Here is an 18920-nt window from a genome sequence, read left to right as displayed (position 1 = left end):
CCTCGAACTTAGACTTTCAAAAATTTACGGATGGAGATCGTGCTTCCCCACATGCCGATGACAATTCCCAAGCCAAGCAAGGTGCCGCCGATAAGAAGCCATACGTCCTGCAGCGGGACCAGCTTAATCATTAATAAACCGAACTCGAAATGCGTGATCAATTGCTGATATCCGTAGAACAACAGTCCGAGTGTAACGGCCGAACCGAGAATGCCCAAGAGCGCTCCTTCTATAAAAAACGGTCCGCGGATAAACATATTCGTCGCCCCTACCAGCTTCATAATGCTTATCTCGCGCTGCCGCGCCATAATCGTAACTTTAATTGTGTTCGAAATGAGGAACATGGCCGTAACCGCCAAGCCTGCTACGACGATTAACCCGAAGTTGCGTACTGTCTGCGTAACTTTAAAGAGCGATTCTACCGTACCCTTGCCGTATTGCACTTTCCAGATTGGTTTCGCGCTGTTCGTCTCATTAATGGCATTAATCTTCTTCGCTACCATAGCGATCGCCGTCGGCTCGTACACTTCTACCGTAAATGAATCCGGCAGCGGATTCGTTTCCTTCGTATAGCCGCTCAACAGATCCTTGCCATCTTCGCCCAAGCTTTCCTGCAGCAGCTTCATGCCTTCTTCTTTGGGCACGGGAATGACCTTGCTCACTTCGGACATGTTGCCGATGTCCGTCTCCACCAGCTGTCTCTGTTCCTCTGTAGTATCCAGCTTCATAAACACACGAATTTGCACCTGATTGTCTATTTGGTTCGTAATGGTGTTCACATTAATAGATAAGAACATGAACACGCCGAGAATGAACAAAGAGATGACGATAGAAATGACGGAAGCGAATGACATCCAGCCGTTGCGAAAAACACTCTTGCTTCCCTCTCTGAAGTGGCGGGCCAAGTTGTTAAAAATCATAGCCGTATTCCCCCCGCGCTTCATCTCGAACGATATGACCATGCTCAATAGCGATGACGCGTTTGCGCATCGAGTTCACGATATCTTTGTTATGCGTCGCCATGACGATGGTCGTGCCGCGAAAATTGATTTCCTCCAGCAGCTTCATAATTCCCCACGATGTCTCCGGGTCCAAGTTCCCCGTCGGCTCATCCGCTACGATGACAGATGGATTGTTCACGATTGCTCGGGCAATCGCGATCCGCTGTTGTTCCCCGCCCGACAGTTGAGCCGGGAGACTCGCTGCCTTATGCTTCAGACCTACCAGTTCAAGCACTTCCGGTACGCGGCGCTTAATGACCTTCTTCGGCGCCTCGATGACCTCCATTGCAAAAGCTACATTCTCATATGCCGTCAGCTTCGGCAGCAGCCGGAAATCTTGGAACACAACCCCGATATTGCGTCGGACAAACGGAATTTTGCGATGCTTCAGCTTGCCGATATTAAACCCGCTGACGAAAATTTGCCCCTTGGTCGGAACTTCTTCTCTATAGATTATTTTCATAAAGGTCGACTTCCCTGCTCCCGAGGGACCAACCAAATAAACGAATTCATCCTTTTCGATACATACAGATATCCCACGCAAAGCATGCGAGCCATCCTGATACGTCTTCCATACATCTTGCATTTCTATCAAATTATCACACCCTATGTTTTAAAGATTAGCCTCTATATATTCGACACCCGCTCAACAATTCCTTTAAAAGAAAGCGAATTTCAACATCTTTTTACTCTCTGCACCAAGTTCGACATGGTCATATTACGGAAAATGTCGATCGAACCATAAATGAATCCTTCAGGTTTATTACGATTTTTAATGGTCATTCTAGTTATGTTACAATCTCAATACTTGCATTAGCGGGATCAACTAACAAACTAAATAGTAGTAGTAACAACTAGAAAGGAAAGGTTGATTCGAATGAAAAAAAAGAACTAGCAAAGTCTATGGATATTCACCCTCACATCGATAAAAAACAGCTAAAAGGAGTTCTTTTATACTGTGGAGTTTTTAACATGGATAGAATGATTAATCCTCCGTCGTCTGCAATACTGAAGATTGGGATTCAGACGGTATTTTGGTCATATACAGGAGTGAAGGATTTCGCCTCTTTCTCTAGATTGGATGAGATGTCTACGGTCAAACAGATAACACCTGATTACCCTCCTACCTTTTTGACAGTTGGGGATGTCGATCCTCTGGCGCCACATTCAGCAGATCTGATAGATGTTCTAACAAAGAATAATGTGGAGGTGGAAAGTGTTTTATTTGACGGGACCAATCCCGAATTAGGACATGAGTATCAATTTGATTTTACTTCCCCGCATGCTGAACAAACGTTAGGGAAAACAGTTGAGTTTTTAAAAAAACACAGCAGATAAGTATAGTTTATGAGTACAAAATCAAGGGTGAAAAAGCCGTCTTGTCCACCCCGGTGAGCATCCCGATCGCTTTCCAAGTAAAGTTTGCCTAACCCCGCGCATATAGTGAAAAAAGATTGATTTTTCACTTTTTTAATGCAGGAGGCATTGCTTTGAAAAAAATACATGCACTGTTTATCATCCTCGCCTCGCTTCTGTTAGCCGTTACCGCACTGTGGGGATGGGGGCATAGCTACGCCTCACAGGCTACGATACCGCCTCAGGTACGAATTTCATCATGGGATGTCAGTGGACAATCTATTGAAGGATTCCGTCAGGAGCTGAGCGAGCGTATCCAACAGCTGGAGCGTACTCCGTTCATTTTTACATTTGGGAGCTCTGGCGTGAACCCAGTCAAGACGACACTATCTGAACTCGGGGTTCAATACGACGCCGGCGAAATCCTGATCGCATTGCAGCGACTACAGGAAGGCTCTCTCCTAGATCGTATCAAAGCAAGATGGAAATTCCCTAAGGAATGGACGCTTCGCTTTCACTGGAAGGAAAATGTATGGAAGGAACGCTTGACGCCAGGGTGGGAAACGAAGTCGTTCGGGAAACCCGTCAATGCCGTGCGGAAAATTGCAGATGGCGATCAGGTTCAGTATACGCCTGAGAAAACGGTATATCGCATTGATCGCATGCAGATGGAACAGCTTATACGAGCTGCTATCCCGCATACTTGGCATGAAGGGCAAACGATTGCGATTGAAGTTCCGCTTGTCGTGAGCGAGCCGCCGGTGACGATGGCATCATTAAAGGCAGAAGGCATTGAACGGAAAATCGTCGAGTTCTCGACTAGCTTCGTGCAAGCGGAAGACGGGCGGACGCACAACGTCATGTCAGCGGCGAAGACGATTGATGACATGGTGTTGAAGCCAGGAGACGTGTTCGACTACGACAAAGTTATCGCGGAAACGGAGAAGAAGTACGGCTTCAAGGAAGCTCCCGTCATTTATAACGGCAAGCTCGTTCCGGGAATCGGGGGCGGCATCTGCCAAGTGTCGAGCACGCTATACAACGCTGTGCTGCGCACCGGACTCGAAATTGTCGAACGGCGCAATCATTCCCTGCCGGTATCGTATTTGCCGATTGGACTCGATGCGACCTTCTCGCAAGGATATATTAATTTCAAATTTAAAAATACGACCGGCAAGCATCTGCTCATCCGTACCACTGCTGAAAATAATCGTCTCTCGATTAAATTTTTCGGCACGATGGATTCAAATGTATCTTACAAAATGGAGACCAAGACGGTGAAGGTGTTGGAGCCTGCGATTAAATATGTGAAAAATGCGGATCTGCCGGTCGGCGGGCACGAAACGTTGCAGCGGGGCAAGAAAGGATATGTCGTCGAATCATACCGCATTAAGCTTATGAACGGCAAACAAGTCGAACGCCAGCGTATCGCAGTGGATACGTATAGACCGCAGCCGACGCTCGTTGCCGTCAATACGGGAACTTCGGACCCGCCGGCCAATCCTAAGCAAGAACAAGGCCCGATTTTGGAGGATGGCGTCAACGGACCTGATTTCCAGTAACCATTAGAATAACCCCTTGCTTTTTCCGAACCTTGTACTATATTTTTAGAAATATATTGATAAGGGGTGTTCCTATGCAGCCTGTTCTGGAAACGGAAAGACTAACATTGCGGCCGTTCGAGCTTCGCGATGCCCATCACGTGCAGCAATTGGCCGGACATATTGATATTGCGAAGACCACACTCTCCATTCCCCATCCCTATCCAGACGGCGCCGCCGAAGACTGGATTGAATCCAGACAAGAGGCGGCCCGACTGGGCAGCGGTTATGCGTTTGCCATTATCCACAAAGACAATGATTCGTTAATGGGGTGCATGGGCATCAACATCGCCAGCCATCATCGGCGGGGGGAATTGGCCTATTTTGTCGGAAAGCCATACTGGGGGCAGGGCTTTGCTACGGAGGCGGCACAGCGTGTTATGGCATTCGGCTTCGGGTCCTTGGAGCTCCACAAAATGTGGGCTGCGTCAATGACCAGCAATCCGGCCTCAGCCAAAGTGATCGAAAAGCTCGGTATGAAGCAGGAAGGAATGTTCCGTGAGCACGTCCTGAAATGGGATCGCTTCGAGGATTTAGTGTATTACGGCATGCTTAAATCGGAATACGAAGCTTTGGAAAGATAGTTTACGCTCGGCTCATTAAAGAGGATATTTGTTGATCCGTATGTGTCTCATTAACTTCTGCGTTACATATTTGCTGCATACTCCTCACAGACATTGTCTTTTACCAAAATAATTGAATGAACGCTTAACTGCTCATACCTGTTTTGAATCCCTGAGTCGCGGGGAGAGTGAAACAAAGGCGCTCAACGGGACTTGCACATCAGCTGTATAACCGGATACTAGGACAAGCTAAAATGCAAAAACATGCTGCGACACGGCATCGTGTCCGCGTAATGCAAAAAACTCTACGATATCGAGTCTTGTCCGCGCAACACAAAAAGCCCTGCGGTATTACGGCCATGAACGGCCAATAATCCGAAGGGCTTTTCGCTGCCGACGTTGAACCAATCGGCATTTATTCGTCGTGCTTTGCAGAATTTCTGGTGACTGCCACTTCTACCGTAAAGAGCTGGGCATCATCTTCGATGTAGGCTGCAATCTTCCGAAGAAGATTGGCGGCGTCGGAACCATTCAACGAGAGGTTATACTTGAAGCTGACGGTATCGGCACTGGCGTTCACCTGTGCTTGCAGACCGGATTCCACAGTCTTCTCGTTCCGATGCATGTCCATAAATCTCTCTTGTCGGTACATGTCCATTGCCCGCTCTTGCTGATACTTTTCCATGGTTCGTTCTGGCGTTGGCAGTTCGGCCTTATGCAGCTCTCTTTTGCCGCACAGCTCTTCATAGATGTCTTGTTTTTTTAGCCACGCATAGTAGGAAGATGAATTGTTGAATCCGAAATTGTGCGCCATCTCAACAATGCGATAATGAAGGCGCAATGCTTTAATCGTCTCGATTCGCTGCTCCTTGGACAGCAGTTCGAAATCTTGACGAGACGGAAATTCCATTGGATCACCCGCCCCTATCTCCTAGTATATTCTACAACGCCGCTGAAGCTGTATGCACGCGGCTTTACAGATATATTACATCCTGCAGCGCAAACTGAAAAGCACATAATTTCACCGTGTATTTCTTTCAGTTGGTCAGATGCGAGTTAAAAACAAGAGAATGGCTGATACGCCATCCTCTTGTGGGTCACGCCCTACGCCGTCCTCGTGCTCAGAAGCTGCGGAAATACGTCGTCATCTCCCAATCGTGCACTTCCGCCGCATAACTGTCGTACTCCCGGTATTTTTCCGAGACATACTCTTGCATCGCTTCCTTGCCCATCACATCCCGGACAAGCGCATCTTGCTCCATATGCTGCAGCGCTTCGTACAGATCGCGTGGATATGCAGCCCAATTGGAACGCTCTTGCTCTGCCAGCACGTGAAGATCTCCCTTCGCTTCCTCCGGCGGAGCTTCCCGATTCCGAATGCCTTCCAAGCCTGACTTCAACATGATGGCGAACAGCAGATACGGATTGGCCGTTGGATCCGGCGGACGATATTCCACCCGCGTCCCGGCACCGCGTGCCGCTGGAATGCGGATTAGAGCGGTGCGATTGCTGCCCGACCATGTGATGTGCGTCGGCGCTTCATATCCCGGTAGCAGCCGCTTGTAAGAATTGACGATCGGATTCGAAATTGCAGCCATCCCCTTCGCATGGTTCAGCAAGCCGGCGACAAAATGCAAAGCCGTATCGCTAAGTTCAGTCCGCGACTCCGGGTCATGGAACGCGTTGCCGCCCCCCTTCTGCTGCAACGATTGATTGCAATGCAGCGCGTTGCCATTATGACCGCTCATCGGCTTCGGCATAAAGGTCGCATGCAGCCCATTGCGCATCGCCACTTGCTTCGTCAGCTGCTTGAACGTCTGCCAACGGTCAGCAATCATGAGCGCTTCACCAAAGCGGAAGTTAATCTCGTGCTGACCGGGAGCCACTTCGTGATGCGAGGCTTCCAATTGAAAGCCCTGCTTCCTCATCTCTTGCAGCAGTTCCAGCTTCGCTTCTTCTCCGCGATCCAGGGGAAAAGGGTCGAAATAACCTCCCTGGTCATGCGTCTCCGGCATCGGTACACCTTGTTCATCCAGCGGATAGAGGAAAAATTCGCCCTCTACGCCGATATGATAAGAATAGCCCATCTGTTTCGCTTCACTTATCACTTCACGGAGCATGCTGCGTGTACACCCCGGCGCACGATCTCCGTCTACGGTCCGTACGTCGCAATATACCGACGCAATGCGTGTGGCCTTCACGTGCCACGTCTCCACATGGAATGAAGTTGGATCCGGATGCAAGGCGAGATCAGAGCGATCTACGCCGCCGTACCCTTTGACCGATGAACCGTCAAACAACACTTTTCCCTCCAAAGCCGCTTTTGCCTCGTCACGATGCACGATGAGCTGCTTCATGGCACCGAACATGTCGGTAAATTGCAGACGAAGGTATTCTACAGCGTTGCGCTGCATTTCTTGAAAGACCCCGTCTGCATTAATAATGGGGGGCGCCTCTTCTTCCGAGCCTTGCTCCGGGGAGGCGTTAGGTGCTGCCGCTTGGCTTACCGGCGGTACAGAACGTTGCATTACGCATCCCTCCTCGTTCGCCGCTGTGGCATATCAGGAAGCGCGTTCACTGAAACGATGTCCTCCGATTTTTTTTGCGGTGGCGTCCAATACTGCTCATTGCCCGGCATATCGTCGAACCAGGCGGCATCAGCGGGGCAGTCGAGCACCATGAACTTACCGTAATTCCCATCACGGGATTGGTGATACTTCAGATACGCTTTCCCATCCTCTATCGCCAAGATTTCAATTTTGCCCGACGTGTGGCTCATGGATAACCGTACTCTTTTGCCTAATCCAGACGTCTTGGACTTCGCTTCCTCCACGAGACGGTATACGTCTTGAAGAGGCAACACGAACTCGCTGTTTCCCGCCACCGGACGGTTAATAAAGAAATAGTAGGGGGTCACGCCAGCCCAGGACAGCTTATCGAGCAGCTCGCCGAGCACGTCGGCATTGTCGTTAATTCCGCGCAGCACCGGCGTCTGGTTGACGACGATCGCGCCCGCTTGATGGAGCGCCTCGAAGCCGCGCTTGGCTTCCGGAGTAATCTCTCTGGGATGATTAATATGCGCCATAACATAAATGCGATTATCAGGGGTAGAAAATTCTCGAATCGTCTCTAGCAATTGCTCGTCTTCATAGATTCGCATCGGATTAAATACAGGCAGCTTGGAGCCTAGGCGAATAACCTTCACATGTGGAATGGCACGTAAGTGTTCAAAAATCATGCGCAGCTTGGGGGTGGCAAGAATTAAGCTGTCTCCACCGGTTAACAGGACATTGTTGATTTCGGGGTGTTCGGCAATGTAAGCTAGGCCCGGATTCACATCGGACATTGCTTCTTTGACATCGTTGCGGAATAAACGTTTGCGGAAGCAGTATCGGCAGTAGGCGCCGCATACTTCTGACACGATAAGCAGTGCGGTCGTGCCATACTTGTGCTGGCAGCCGGGAACGACGTAGTTCGTGTCCTCGTCTGAGGCATCCCAGCGACCGTACTCTTGAAGCTCGCCCGTATTCGGTATAACCAGCTTCCGTATCGGGTCATCGGGGTCGTTCCAATCAATTAAGTTCAAATAATAGTCGTTAACGCGGAATACAAATTTCTCTGTGATCTCCTTAAGCCGTTTCCTTTCCGTCTCGGGCAACTGAGTAATCTTGTCGATGTCGGTGACGTACTTCGGTTGAGGCATGGACATCCCTCCTTATGAAATTGGGTAAAAGCGCAAGCGCTTTAGTTAATTATACACAAGTTTACATATGTAGGCAAATGATGGAATTGTGAAAAGTGCGGAATACAAAAAGAGCAAACGCGTCAGCGCCTCACAGGACGCTATTAACGCGCATGCTCTTTTTCGTGCAGCAGGTTTCGATTCGATTCAACCGCTCTACTGGGAACGAGTTTTATTTCAGCGAATTCGCTGCTTCCTTCTCTTTCAGCCATGCGTTCGACTGCACTATCGCCTGTTCCGCCCGGCGAATAGCCGCTTCCACTTGAACCGAGGCGGTTCCGCCGAAGACGTTGCGTGCATTGACGACATTTTCGGGCTGAAGCACCTCGTAAATGACTTCGTCGAACAGCGGAGAGAACTGCTGGAACTCGTCTAGCGACAGGTCGAGCAAGTATTTGTTCTGCTCGATGCAATAGAGAACTGTCTTGCCAATGACCTCGTGCGCCTGACGGAACGGCATGCCCTTGTTCACGAGGAAGTCCGCAATGTCCGTCGCATTGGAGAAGTCTTGACGCACCGCTTGACGCATCCGGTCGCGGTTCACTTTCATTGTCTCTACCATCGGGGCGAACAGACGCAATGCGCCATCCAGCGTCTCCACTGTATCGAGCATGCCTTCCTTGTCTTCCTGCATATCTTTATTGTAGGCAAGCGGGAGCGCCTTCAGCACGGTCAGCATGCCGACGAGATGGCCGTACACGCGTCCGGTTTTGCCGCGGACGAGCTCCGCCACGTCCGGGTTTTTCTTCTGCGGCATAATGCTCGAACCGGTGCAGAATGCATCGTCGAGCTCGATGAATTGGAACTCGGTGCTCGACCAGAGTACCAACTCCTCGCACAAGCGGGACAAGTGCATCATGATAAGCGAGGCATTCGACAGGAATTCCACAATAAAATCCCGGTCGCTCACCGCATCCAAGCTGTTCTCGTAGACCCGCTCGAAGCCGAGCTCTTCCGCCACGAAATGGCGGTCGATGGCAAAGGTCGTGCCCGCGAGAGCTCCTGCGCCAAGCGGCAGCGTATTGATGCGCTTGTAGCTGTCCGTCAGACGCTCGATGTCCCGCTCGAACATGGACACATACGCCATCAGATGATGGGCGAACAGAATCGGCTGCGCCCGCTGCAAATGCGTATAGCCAGGCACAATCGTATCCAGATTGGCCTTTGCCTGCTTCAAAAGCGCTTCCTGCAGCTGTACCAGCAAGCCGGCGAACGTGACGACCCGCTTGCGCAAATACAAGTGCATGTCGGTCGCCACCTGATCGTTGCGGCTGCGGCCCGTATGGAGCTTGCCCCCGACCGGACCGATCAGGTCGATCAGCGTCTTCTCGATATTCATATGGATATCTTCATCGGAGACGGAATAATTCATGTCCCCGCTCTGGATCCGATTCATCACCTGATGCAAGCCTTCTTTAATCGTTTCGACATCATCCTGCGGCAAAATGCCGCACTTGCCTAACATCGTCACGTGGGCAAGGCTGCCTTGAATGTCTTCTTCCGCCATCGCTTTATCAAAAGTGATGGACGCCGTATACTGCTCCACCAACTGGTCCGTCTGCTTCGTGAACCGGCCGCCCCACAATTTGCTCACGTCGTTTCCTCCTCACCATGCGCGGCCCGCTGCCTTCCAATGAAGGCGACGGGATTGGGATTGTCGCTTAAGGAATAGCCTCCCGCGCATGTCTGTATGTCTTTCCGTTACACTTCCACTTTCACTTGCTCCAGCTTCGCTCCATGAACGCTCGTGCCGTGAACGCCGGAAGCTACCTTCAGGCGCAACGCGTGCAGATGGATGAAGCCGGTAGCGTCATTCTGATCATACGCTTGCGATGGATCTGCCTCCATCGTGGCGATATCCGGATTGTATAAGCTAAGCGGACTCTGTACACCCGCTCCAATGATGTTGCCTTTGTACAGCTTGAGACGCACTGTACCCGTCACATGCTTCTGGCTCTCGGCGACGAGCGCTTGAATGGCAAGCCGCTCCGGCGCGAACCAGAAGCCGTTGTATACAATCGAGCTGTACTGCGGAATGAGCGAATCGCGCAGGTGCATGACCTCGCGGTCCATTGTCAACGACTCCATCTTGCGGTGAGCCGTGAACAAGATCGTGCCGCCCGGTGTCTCATACACGCCGCGACTCTTCATGCCGACGAAGCGGTTCTCCACCATGTCGATGCGGCCGATGCCGTGCTTGCCGCCAAGCTCGTTCAACGTCTCCATCACCTGCAGCGGCGACATCTGCTCGCCGTTGATGGCAACGCAATCGCCCTGCTCGAACGCAAGCTCCACCATTTCCGCCTCGTTCGGGGCATCCTCCGGCGATACGCTCAGCACATACATATCCTTGCTCGCATCTGCGCTAGCATCGAACCATGGGTCCTCTAGCACTCCGCTCTCGAAGCTGATGTGCAGCAAATTGCGGTCCATCGAATAAGATTTCGCGGCGGAAGCCTGCACCGGGATGCCATGCTTCTCGGCATAGGCGATCATTTCCGCGCGGCCCGGGAACTGCGCACGGAATTCCTCCGAACGCCACGGCGCGATCACTTGAATATCCGGCGCAAGCGATGCCGCCGTCAATTCGAAGCGAACTTGGTCGTTGCCCTTGCCAGTGGCGCCATGGGCAATCGCGATCGCCCCTTCTTTGCGGGCAATGTCAACCATGCGCTTTGCGATAAGCGGACGCGCGATACTCGTGCCAAGCAGATATTGCCCTTCGTAGAGCGCCCCCGCCTGGAACATCGGATAGATGAAATCGCGCGCAAATTCGTCACGCAAATCATCGATATATACTTTAGAGGCACCGGTCGCAATCGCCTTTTCCTCCAAGCCGTCCAACTCTTCTTTCTGACCGATATCCGCTGTGAAGGTGATGATTTCTGCATCATATGTTTCTTTGAGCCAAGTCAAAATGACCGATGTATCAAGCCCGCCCGAGTAGGCCAGCACAATTTTGTTCTTCACTATCGTATTTCCCCCGTTCGCTGTTCGCAATTCTCATCCTGCTAGATTCATATCTCATCCCTGTTAACCCATCAGCGCGGCCATAATCGCCTTTTGCGCATGCAGTCGATTTTCTGCTTGGTCGAAAATAACGGAATGCTTGCCATCGATGACGCCTTCGCTCACTTCCTCGCCGCGGTGCGCAGGCAAGCAGTGCAAGAAGAGGTAATCTGGCTTCGCATAGCGCGTCAGCTCTTCGTTCACCTGAAAATGGCGGAACGCCATCTCGCGATGCTGCTGCTCCGATTCGAAGCCCATGCTCGCCCAGACATCCGTGTATACGACATCGGCATCCGCGATCGCTTCCTTCGGATCCTGCGTCACGAGAACATCGGAACCGAATGCTCCGGCCTGCTCCTTGCTTTGCTTCACAATGCCCTCATCTGGCGTATACCCTTCCGGCGAAGCGACCGCAATGTTCACGCCAAGCTTGCTTGCGCCCAGCATGAGCGAGTGTGCCATATTGTTGCCGTCTCCGATATAAGCGAGCTTCAGCCCTTGCAGCTTGCCCTTCTTCTCGAGCACGGTCTGGTAATCGGCCAGCGCTTGACACGGATGGTTCATATCCGTCAAACCGTTAATGACCGGAATCGTCGCGCCACGTGCCAAATCGATGACCGTGCGATGCGCGTACGTGCGAATCATAATGCCGTCCAAGTAGCGCGACATCGTCTGCGCCGTATCCCATACCGTTTCGCCGCGACCAAGCTGGAGGTCGTTCTTGCTGAGGAACAGAGCGTGCCCTCCGAGCTGGTACATGCCTACTTCGAACGAAACGCGAGTGCGGGTGGATGATTTTTCAAAAATCATTCCCAACGTCTTGCCCTTCAGCGGTTGATAGGTCTCGCCCGCCTTCTGCTTCCGCTTCAGTTCAATGGCGTAGTCAAGCAAATATTGGATTTCTTCTGTCGTATAGTCAGCCAACGCGATAAAGTCGCGCCCGCGCAAATTAATCTTAGTTTGTGTTGTCGTCATAATCCCACCTCCGGGGTTGTTCAAGCTTGAGTATCTATTTAGGTGAAGCTTCGAATGATGTCCGATAGTTTAAGGTCCGGCCTGATATCTATGAGAACGAGGCTACAGCAGCAGATCGCTTCGCCAAAACCGTGTGAATGATATCGACGGCTTCATCCATATCTTCCTCGGTCACAAGCAAGTTCGGCAGCAAGCGGATGACGTTCGGTCCGGCACTGATGAACAGCAGTCCGGCTCCCTGCGCTTCCGAAATGAGGTCGCTCACCGGCTCATGACACTCGATGCCAATCAGAAGTCCAATTCCGCGAATATCCTTGACACCGGGCACATCGCTCAGCTTCACGCGCAGCGCGTTCAACAGATAGGTCCCTTTTTCCGCCGCACGCACCGCGACCTTGTCTTCCAGCATCGTCTCCAATGTGCCGAGCACTGCCGACATCGCCAGCGGGTTGCCGCCGAATGTCGAGCCGTGGCTTCCCGGACCGAACGCTTCGCGCAGATGCTCCTGTGCCAGCATCGCTCCTACGGGGAAGCCGCTGCCAAGCCCTTTGGCCACCGTGAAAATGTCCGGCTTCAAGCCGTAATGCTCATGCGCGAACAGCGCCCCCGTGCGGCCCATGCCCGTCTGCACCTCGTCCACGATAAGCAGGATGCCATTCGCTTCGCAGAGCTGCGCGACTTCTGCCGCGAACGCCGCTTTAATCGGCAGCACGCCGCCCTCGCCTTGCACGATTTCCAGCATGATGGCCGCCGTCTGCTCGTTCACGGCATCCTTCAGCGCCGCGATATCGTTGAACGGCACGGACCGGAATCCAGCAGGCAGCGGCGCAAAGCCGTCCTTCACCTTATCCTGCCCCGTTGCCGTCAGCGTCGCCAGCGTGCGGCCGTGGAACGACTGCTCGAAGGTGATGATTTCGCTGCGTCCGGACTGCGCCACCTTCGCATGGTAACGGCGGGCCAGCTTAATAGCTGCCTCGTTCGCCTCCGCGCCGCTGTTGCAGAAGAAGACTGCATCTGCGCACGTATTTGCCGTCAGCAGCTCGGCTGCCTGCTCCTGCTGCGGAATGCGGAACAGGTTCGACACGTGCCACAGCGTATCCAGCTGCTGCTGCACTCGCACCTTGACCCGCTCCGGCGCATGCCCCAGGTTCGTGACGGCAATGCCGCTCATAAAGTCCAAATACATGTTGCCTTGGTCATCCCACAATCGGCTTCCCTCTCCCTTGACGAGCGTCATCGGGAAGCGCGCATAGGTTGGCAGCAAAGCATTTGTTACGGTATCATTTGGCTTTAACACCACTATCACCCCTTTATCATTCTTGTAGCAATTGTTCAAAAAGCCCTCTTTTGCTCACACTTATACGATTCTCGTGCCGATGGCTTCTCCTGCCATAATGCGCCGCAGCACATTCGGCTCGGCTCCGTCTGCGATAACGACTTCCTTCACGCCGCCTTCCATGCATTGCATAGCCGCGCGCACCTTCGGAATCATTCCGCCATATATTTCACCGTTTGCAATCATCTCTTCTATTTCAGATGTCGTGACGACAGGCAGGACAGCCTTGACGCCCTGTTCCGTCTTCATAATGCCCGGTACATCCGTAATGACCAGCAGTTGCTCTACACCGAGATAAGCGGCCACCGCACCGGCTGCCGTGTCGGCATTGATGTTGTAGCGCTGTCCGTTGTTATCGAGCCCGATGGGTGCGATAACTGGCATATATTGCAGCGCCATCACCCCTTCAATCAGTCCAGCGTCGACCTGCGTCACATCGCCCACATAACCGACCTCCGCAGCATTCGCTACCGGCCGTGCTTGAATCAAACCGCCGTCTGTGCCGGATAAGCCTATAGATGCAGCACCTATACCGTTCAGCCGCCGCACGATTTGCTTGTTAATCTGGCCCGCCAACACCATCTCGACGACATCCAGCACGGCCTCATCTGTCTTACGGAGACCTCCGATAAACTCAGACTCGATGCCTAGCTTATCCAGCATGCTTGATATTGCCGGACCGCCTCCATGCACGATAACTGGCATCGTGCCTTCTGCCTGCAGTTGTTGTAATTGTCCATAGAAGGAATCCGGCAATGCCGCGAGCGTGCTGCCGCCGCATTTCATGACGAACCGCCTCGTCTGGACGGACAGCGCCGATGATTTATCCTGTTCCGATACAGTACGCATCGTTCCGTCCCCCTCCTCACCTTTCATCACGAAGCATCTCACGATGTCATTCAACATCGAATCTTGCACTCGCCTGAGCCCTCAGGCTTTATGTCCGATAAGCCGCATTAATGCGGACGTAGTCATATGTTAAGTCACAGCCCCAAGCTGTCGCTGCACCCGTACCCATATGGAGGTTAACGTGAAACATGACCGTATCCCCCTTCAAGTAAGCAAGCGCCTCTTCTTCATCAAAAGCTACCGGCGTCGATTGGCTCAGCACCGCAATCGGTCCAACCTGAATGTCGACGGTGTCCACATTTACCTGCTGTCCGGAATATCCAATGGCCGCAATAACGCGGCCCCAGTTCGCATCCGCTCCGAATACGGCCGATTTGACTAAGCTGGAACCGACGATCGACTTCGCAATCGCGCTCGCCGCCTCATTCGAAGCCGCGCCAGCGATGCGCACTTCAATGAGCTTCGTCGCGCCTTCCCCGTCGCGCGCAATCGCCTTGGCCAGCTGCTCGCAAACGTATTGGAACGCTTCAGCGAACGCGCTCCAATCGGAATGGCTCTCCTGCAGCGTCTCATGTCCGGCAAGTCCGCTCGCCATCGCGAGCAGCATGTCGTTCGTGCTCGTATCGCCATCGACGGTAATCATGTTGAAGGTCGCATCGGTCGTGCGCTTCAACAGCGCCGCCAACACTTCCTGCTCAATGACGGCGTCCGTCGTGACGAAGCCGAGCATCGTCGCCATATTCGGGTGAATCATCCCCGAACCTTTCGCCGATCCGGCAATCGTTACCGGCTTGCCGTCAATGGTGACGACCGCGCACGCTTCCTTCTTCACCAGGTCCGTCGTCAATATCGCCTGCGCGAACTGCTCCGCGCCCTCACCAACTGCCGTCAAGCCTGCCGGAAGCTCTGCGATGCCCCGCTCGATGCAATCCATCTTGAGCGGCTCGCCAATGACGCCGGTTGACGCGACCGCAACGTAGTGCGGCGCAACCCCGAGCTGCTCCGCGAAGGCGCTGCGCATGCGGTTAGCGTCCGCTTCCCCCTGCTTGCCCGTGCATGCGTTGGCATTGCCGCTGTTCACCAGCACCGCTCGCAGCTTGCCTTCCGCAGCCAAGCTCGCTCTCGTCACTGCAAGCGGCGCCGCTTGGAACGCATTCGTCGTATATACCGCCGCCGCGACAGCCGGCACATCGCATACAATCGCGCCGATGTCGTTGCGCGACGTCTTCTTCAAACCGCAATGCAGACCGCTTGCCCGGAATCCTTGCGGAGTCGTGACCGATCCTTCTATAATCTCGAACTGGCGTTCCATAGTCATTGTTGCGTGTTTATGTTTTTCCATAAGACATCGACCTTCTTTTTTCAAAATGGTATAGGTTGGGTTACTCATGTTATCGCCATATGTCTCACTACAATTAAAATTAAGGATATACCGGCGTCAACTGCAGCCCCAGCGCTTCGTCCCAGCCCATCATCAGGTTCAGGTTCTGAATCGCCTGCCCAGCCGCTCCCTTCACCACGTTATCGATGACGGAAATGACCGTTACCCGCTTCGTGCGCTCATCCACCGCGAATCCGATATCGCAGTAGTTCGAGCCGAACACTTCCTTCGTCGCCGGCCATTGGCCTTGCGGTCGGATACGTACAAAGCGCCGCCCCGCATAATGCTCTTTATATAATGAAATAAAGTCCTGTTCTGAATAATTTCCGGTTAATGAAGCGTACATCGTGCACATAATACCGCGCGTCATCGGCATCAAATGCGTCGTGAACGTTACGGTGACTGGAGTCCCCGCCACTTCGCTCAACGTCTGTTCGATTTCTGGTATATGTTGATGCTTATTTACTTTGTACGCTTTGAAATTTTCGTTTAATTCTGCATAATGCACGCCTAAGTTTACGCCACGGCCCGCTCCCGATACGCCAGACTTAGCATCAATGATCAGACTCGCTGGATCAATCCAACCCGCCTTCACGGCAGGGGCCAGACCCAACAGCGTCGCCGTCGGATAACAGCCTGGATTGGAGATAATACGCTGGCCCTGTGCATACCCGCTATCTGCATACAGCTCACATAAGCCGTATGGCGCTTCCTCCAGCAGCTCGGCTTGCGGAGCTTCATGCTTATACCATGCCGTGTATACTGCTCCGTCCTTGATGCGGAAATCACCGGACAAATCAATAACAGTCAGCCCTGCATCGAGAAGCTCAGGCACAAGCTTGCCGCTAACACCAGAAGGGGTGGCCGTGAACACCACATCCGCTTTCCTTCGTATCTCCTCCGCATTCACGCCATCCAACGTATCGCACATAATTTCGTTCAAATGCGGGAATCCGTCCGCAATCGGCGCGCCCGCGCTTGAAGCGGAAATGACCGAAGCAATATTCACGTTCGGATGATTCAACAACAGCCGTATCAACTCCACACCACCATAGCCCGTCGAGCCGACGATAGCCACGTTCACCTTCTGTTCGTTTCCCATGCCGCTCTCTCCATTCCCTTTAGAGGTTGTTTAAAAAGTCCGATTTTGATCACGAAGTATCCCAGGATGTCATGCGGCATCGAATCTTGCATTCACTCTCGAAGAGCTTATGCTTCTGAAGTATGTTTCCTTCGGAAACATTTCAGGTGCTCATGTAGTCCCGCCTACACTCCGCTCCTCCTTCTTCGAGTTCGTGCAATCTTCTCGGTGCTGAAAAGCCTTCTTTTTAAACTCGTTTATCTTTTCTGAAAAATATACGCTCCAACTGAATAATTATGTATCATTATACGTCTCAACTTATATAAATACAATACTTTTTATATTTTTTTAAATCTCCTATTGCGACCTTTTGAAAATACGTCACTTTTCCACAACCTTGCTAATGGCACTTTCAGATTGACGGTGTTCCGCTTCATCCGCCCCTTTGCTTCATTCTCCCCATCCTTCAGGAGGCCGCGCGCCCAAGGATGACTCTAGTTATCTCAATATGAGCGACCGCTGCATGACATGATATATACGAATTGGCAGATATCTCATTCCCGTCGTCATCCTTCCTGACGGTATGGGAGAATGGATATAGGCAAAATTTGCAGAGTGGCACATGATTCAGAAAAATGCGAACCCCATCGAATCACCGTTTGGCAAAGTTAAATCGCTCTTCCCTGATGGGATTAGACCCTTCTTCACGTTTACAGAATCCACTCTACTCTGTAAACATTGTCCTTCTTTTCACAATTGAATCACTACTTGCAGCGCACTAGTCATTCATTGCATGTCTGAGTCAATCCCTACAGTACTGTGCCATTCATTGCGTAATCTGAATCATTGGGAGAGTGAACATAAGAGGAATTTGAAACAGGGTTGAGGGACCACGAATGCTAGTTTTGATATGCACAAACCGAAGAGGGAAACCGCATCATTCAGGTCCACACCAATTGAGCAAGCGACTTTTTGGCACAAATAGTCTTATCTGTGAATAAAAAAACGTGACCAGCGGCACACGTTATGTGTTGCCAACTGATCACGTTTAAGCCCGGTGTTAGGTTGTTAGGCTTGTATTTGAAAGCCCTCTCCCAGCACTTCGTTCGTATCACTTATAATGACAAACGCTTGCGGGTCAACAGAGCGGACGATCGACTTCAACTTGTAGACCTCCGTCTGCCCGACGACAACCATGAGCACGGTGCGCCCCTCGCCTGTATACCCGCCTTCCCCCTTCAGCTTCGTCAAGCCGCGGTCCAGGTCATGGAGAATCGCTTCTGCCAACTGATCCGCCTCTTCACTAATAATGAACGCCACCTTCGTATAGCCCAAGCCAACCTGAACGATATCGATCATCTTGCTGGTCACAAATAAGCCAATCAGCGCATACATGGCGCTTTCGAAGGACAACAGCACGCCTGCCAAAATAATGATGACTCCATCACAGATCGCAACCGCCAGGGACAGGTTAATCTTCCCGAACGTATGCAGAAGCTGCGCCGAAATCGCATTTCCTCCCGTTGAGCCGCGTCCGCGGAACACAATCCCGAGTCCTAGACCAAGACCGATGCCGCCAAAGATAGCCGCCAGCAGCGGATTGTCTGTCGCCGGCTCGATATGCGCAGTTAAGAATATAAACGTCGGGAGTGCAACCGAGCCTATGAAGGTGCGCGCACCGAATTGCTTACCCAAGAAGAATACACCAATGATAAACAATGGAATATTGAATGCATATTGCGTTATGGCCGGATTCCAACCGAATTGTTTCTGAAAAATAATGGATAACCCAGAGATTCCCCCAGATGCAATCTGATTCGGGAGCAGCAAGGCGTTAAAAGTTAAAGCCATAATGAAGGCGCCCACGAGTAGCAGCACATAGTCGAGCGCGGTGCGCATCGGATGCTCGTAAGGTATGAGCACGCCACCGAGCCGAGATTTCTTGGATGAATGGGAAGATGATTTCGATGAGTTGGACATGGTTTCTCTCCTTTATCGGCAATACCTCTCTATACAATAGATATGC

Annotated in this window: 16 protein-coding genes; 3 read left to right on the top strand and 13 right to left on the bottom strand. The window is 52.1% G+C overall.

The annotated features are described in order from the left end of the window. Positions 1-8: 8 nt before the first annotated feature. Both ftsX and ftsE read right to left on the bottom strand, forming a co-directional pair. Entirely contained in the window at positions 9-920 is a 912-nt protein-coding gene (ftsX, locus tag LQV63_RS08385) for a permease-like cell division protein FtsX (protein WP_019424753.1), read from the bottom strand. After that, positions 910-1596 (bottom strand): cell division ATP-binding protein FtsE, encoded by a 687-nt coding sequence (gene ftsE / locus LQV63_RS08380; RefSeq protein WP_233696352.1) that lies wholly within the window; start codon positions 1594-1596, stop codon positions 910-912. Before ftsE ends, ftsX begins: the two co-directional genes overlap by 11 nt. A 377-nt stretch (positions 1597-1973) precedes the next feature. Between ftsE and LQV63_RS08375 the strand changes: the two genes are divergently transcribed. The 3 genes from LQV63_RS08375 to LQV63_RS08365 all read left to right on the top strand — a co-directional run bounded on the left by LQV63_RS08375 (position 1974) and on the right by LQV63_RS08365 (position 4542). Beyond that, positions 1974-2339: an alpha/beta hydrolase gene (locus LQV63_RS08375; RefSeq protein WP_233696351.1), complete on the top strand. Its 366-nt coding sequence runs from the start codon at positions 1974-1976 to the stop codon at positions 2337-2339. A 152-nt stretch (positions 2340-2491) separates the two neighbouring features. Beyond that, entirely contained in the window at positions 2492-3919 is a 1428-nt protein-coding gene (locus tag LQV63_RS08370; protein ID WP_233696350.1) for a VanW family protein, read from the top strand. A 74-nt stretch (positions 3920-3993) separates the two neighbouring features. Then, on the top strand, positions 3994-4542 hold the full coding sequence (locus LQV63_RS08365) for a GNAT family N-acetyltransferase (protein WP_233696349.1): 549 nt from the start codon (positions 3994-3996) through the stop codon (positions 4540-4542). Between the two features lie 394 nt (positions 4543-4936). Here the strand turns inward: LQV63_RS08365 and LQV63_RS08360 are convergent, their stop codons facing one another. The 11 genes from LQV63_RS08360 to LQV63_RS08310 form a co-directional block, all read right to left on the bottom strand. Continuing rightward, complete coding sequence (locus LQV63_RS08360) at positions 4937-5431, bottom strand: hypothetical protein (protein ID WP_233696348.1); 495 nt, start codon at positions 5429-5431, stop codon at positions 4937-4939. Positions 5432-5642: 211 nt separating this feature from the next. Continuing rightward, positions 5643-7049, bottom strand: a complete 1407-nt coding sequence (locus tag LQV63_RS08355) for a glutamine synthetase family protein (RefSeq protein WP_233696347.1) — start codon at positions 7047-7049, stop codon at positions 5643-5645. Continuing rightward, on the bottom strand, positions 7049-8224 hold the full coding sequence (locus LQV63_RS08350) for a KamA family radical SAM protein (protein ID WP_233696346.1): 1176 nt from the start codon (positions 8222-8224) through the stop codon (positions 7049-7051). The genes LQV63_RS08355 and LQV63_RS08350 overlap by 1 nt, the downstream gene beginning before the upstream one ends. Positions 8225-8435: 211 nt before the next feature. Continuing rightward, positions 8436-9857 carry an argininosuccinate lyase gene (gene argH / locus LQV63_RS08345; protein ID WP_233696345.1) on the bottom strand — a complete coding sequence of 474 codons (1422 nt, stop codon included), beginning with the start codon at positions 9855-9857 and terminating at the stop codon, positions 8436-8438. 107 nt (positions 9858-9964) lie between these two features. Further along, positions 9965-11236 carry an argininosuccinate synthase gene (locus tag LQV63_RS08340; RefSeq protein WP_233696410.1) on the bottom strand — a complete coding sequence of 424 codons (1272 nt, stop codon included), beginning with the start codon at positions 11234-11236 and terminating at the stop codon, positions 9965-9967. Between the two features lie 60 nt (positions 11237-11296). After that, positions 11297-12247 (bottom strand): ornithine carbamoyltransferase, encoded by a 951-nt coding sequence (gene argF, locus LQV63_RS08335; RefSeq protein WP_233696344.1) that lies wholly within the window; start codon positions 12245-12247, stop codon positions 11297-11299. A gap of 88 nt (positions 12248-12335) precedes the next feature. Then, positions 12336-13544: an acetylornithine transaminase gene (locus tag LQV63_RS08330; protein WP_325175863.1), complete on the bottom strand. Its 1209-nt coding sequence runs from the start codon at positions 13542-13544 to the stop codon at positions 12336-12338. A 60-nt stretch (positions 13545-13604) separates the two neighbouring features. Then, positions 13605-14432, bottom strand: coding sequence for an acetylglutamate kinase (gene argB / locus LQV63_RS08325; protein ID WP_233696343.1), 828 nt, complete (start codon positions 14430-14432; stop codon positions 13605-13607). Positions 14433-14520: 88 nt separating this feature from the next. After that, positions 14521-15774: a bifunctional glutamate N-acetyltransferase/amino-acid acetyltransferase ArgJ gene (gene argJ / locus LQV63_RS08320; RefSeq protein ID WP_233696342.1), complete on the bottom strand. Its 1254-nt coding sequence runs from the start codon at positions 15772-15774 to the stop codon at positions 14521-14523. A gap of 79 nt (positions 15775-15853) precedes the next feature. Then, entirely contained in the window at positions 15854-16915 is a 1062-nt protein-coding gene (gene argC, locus LQV63_RS08315; protein WP_019424739.1) for an N-acetyl-gamma-glutamyl-phosphate reductase, read from the bottom strand. Positions 16916-17962: 1047 nt separating this feature from the next. Continuing rightward, entirely contained in the window at positions 17963-18874 is a 912-nt protein-coding gene (locus tag LQV63_RS08310) for a YitT family protein (protein ID WP_233696341.1), read from the bottom strand. Positions 18875-18920 lie beyond the last annotated feature (46 nt).

It is taken from the genome of Paenibacillus profundus (genome assembly GCF_021369635.1).
Taxonomy (GTDB): domain Bacteria; phylum Bacillota; class Bacilli; order Paenibacillales; family Paenibacillaceae; genus Paenibacillus_B; species Paenibacillus_B profundus.
This window is presented reverse-complemented; position numbering and strand designations above follow the sequence as displayed.

Bases quoted from the DNA above. Each gene is read 5' to 3' on its own strand.
- argB (WP_233696343.1), bottom strand. From the start codon at position 14,432: ATGCGTACTGTATCGGAACAGGATAAATCATCGGCGCTGTCCGTCCAG.
- LQV63_RS08350 (WP_233696346.1), bottom strand. From the start codon at position 8,224: ATGCCTCAACCGAAGTACGTCACCGACATCGACAAGATTACTCAGTTG.
- ftsX (WP_019424753.1), bottom strand. From the start codon at position 920: ATGATTTTTAACAACTTGGCCCGCCACTTCAGAGAGGGAAGCAAGAGT.
- LQV63_RS08355 (WP_233696347.1), bottom strand. From the start codon at position 7,049: ATGCAACGTTCTGTACCGCCGGTAAGCCAAGCGGCAGCACCTAACGCC.
- argF (WP_233696344.1), bottom strand. From the start codon at position 12,247: ATGACGACAACACAAACTAAGATTAATTTGCGCGGGCGCGACTTTATC.
- LQV63_RS08375 (WP_233696351.1), top strand. From the start codon at position 1,974: ATGGATAGAATGATTAATCCTCCGTCGTCTGCAATACTGAAGATTGGG.
- LQV63_RS08365 (WP_233696349.1), top strand. From the start codon at position 3,994: ATGCAGCCTGTTCTGGAAACGGAAAGACTAACATTGCGGCCGTTCGAG.
- LQV63_RS08360 (WP_233696348.1), bottom strand. From the start codon at position 5,431: ATGGAATTTCCGTCTCGTCAAGATTTCGAACTGCTGTCCAAGGAGCAG.
- LQV63_RS08310 (WP_233696341.1), bottom strand. From the start codon at position 18,874: ATGTCCAACTCATCGAAATCATCTTCCCATTCATCCAAGAAATCTCGG.
- argJ (WP_233696342.1), bottom strand. From the start codon at position 15,774: ATGGAAAAACATAAACACGCAACAATGACTATGGAACGCCAGTTCGAG.
- argC (WP_019424739.1), bottom strand. From the start codon at position 16,915: ATGGGAAACGAACAGAAGGTGAACGTGGCTATCGTCGGCTCGACGGGC.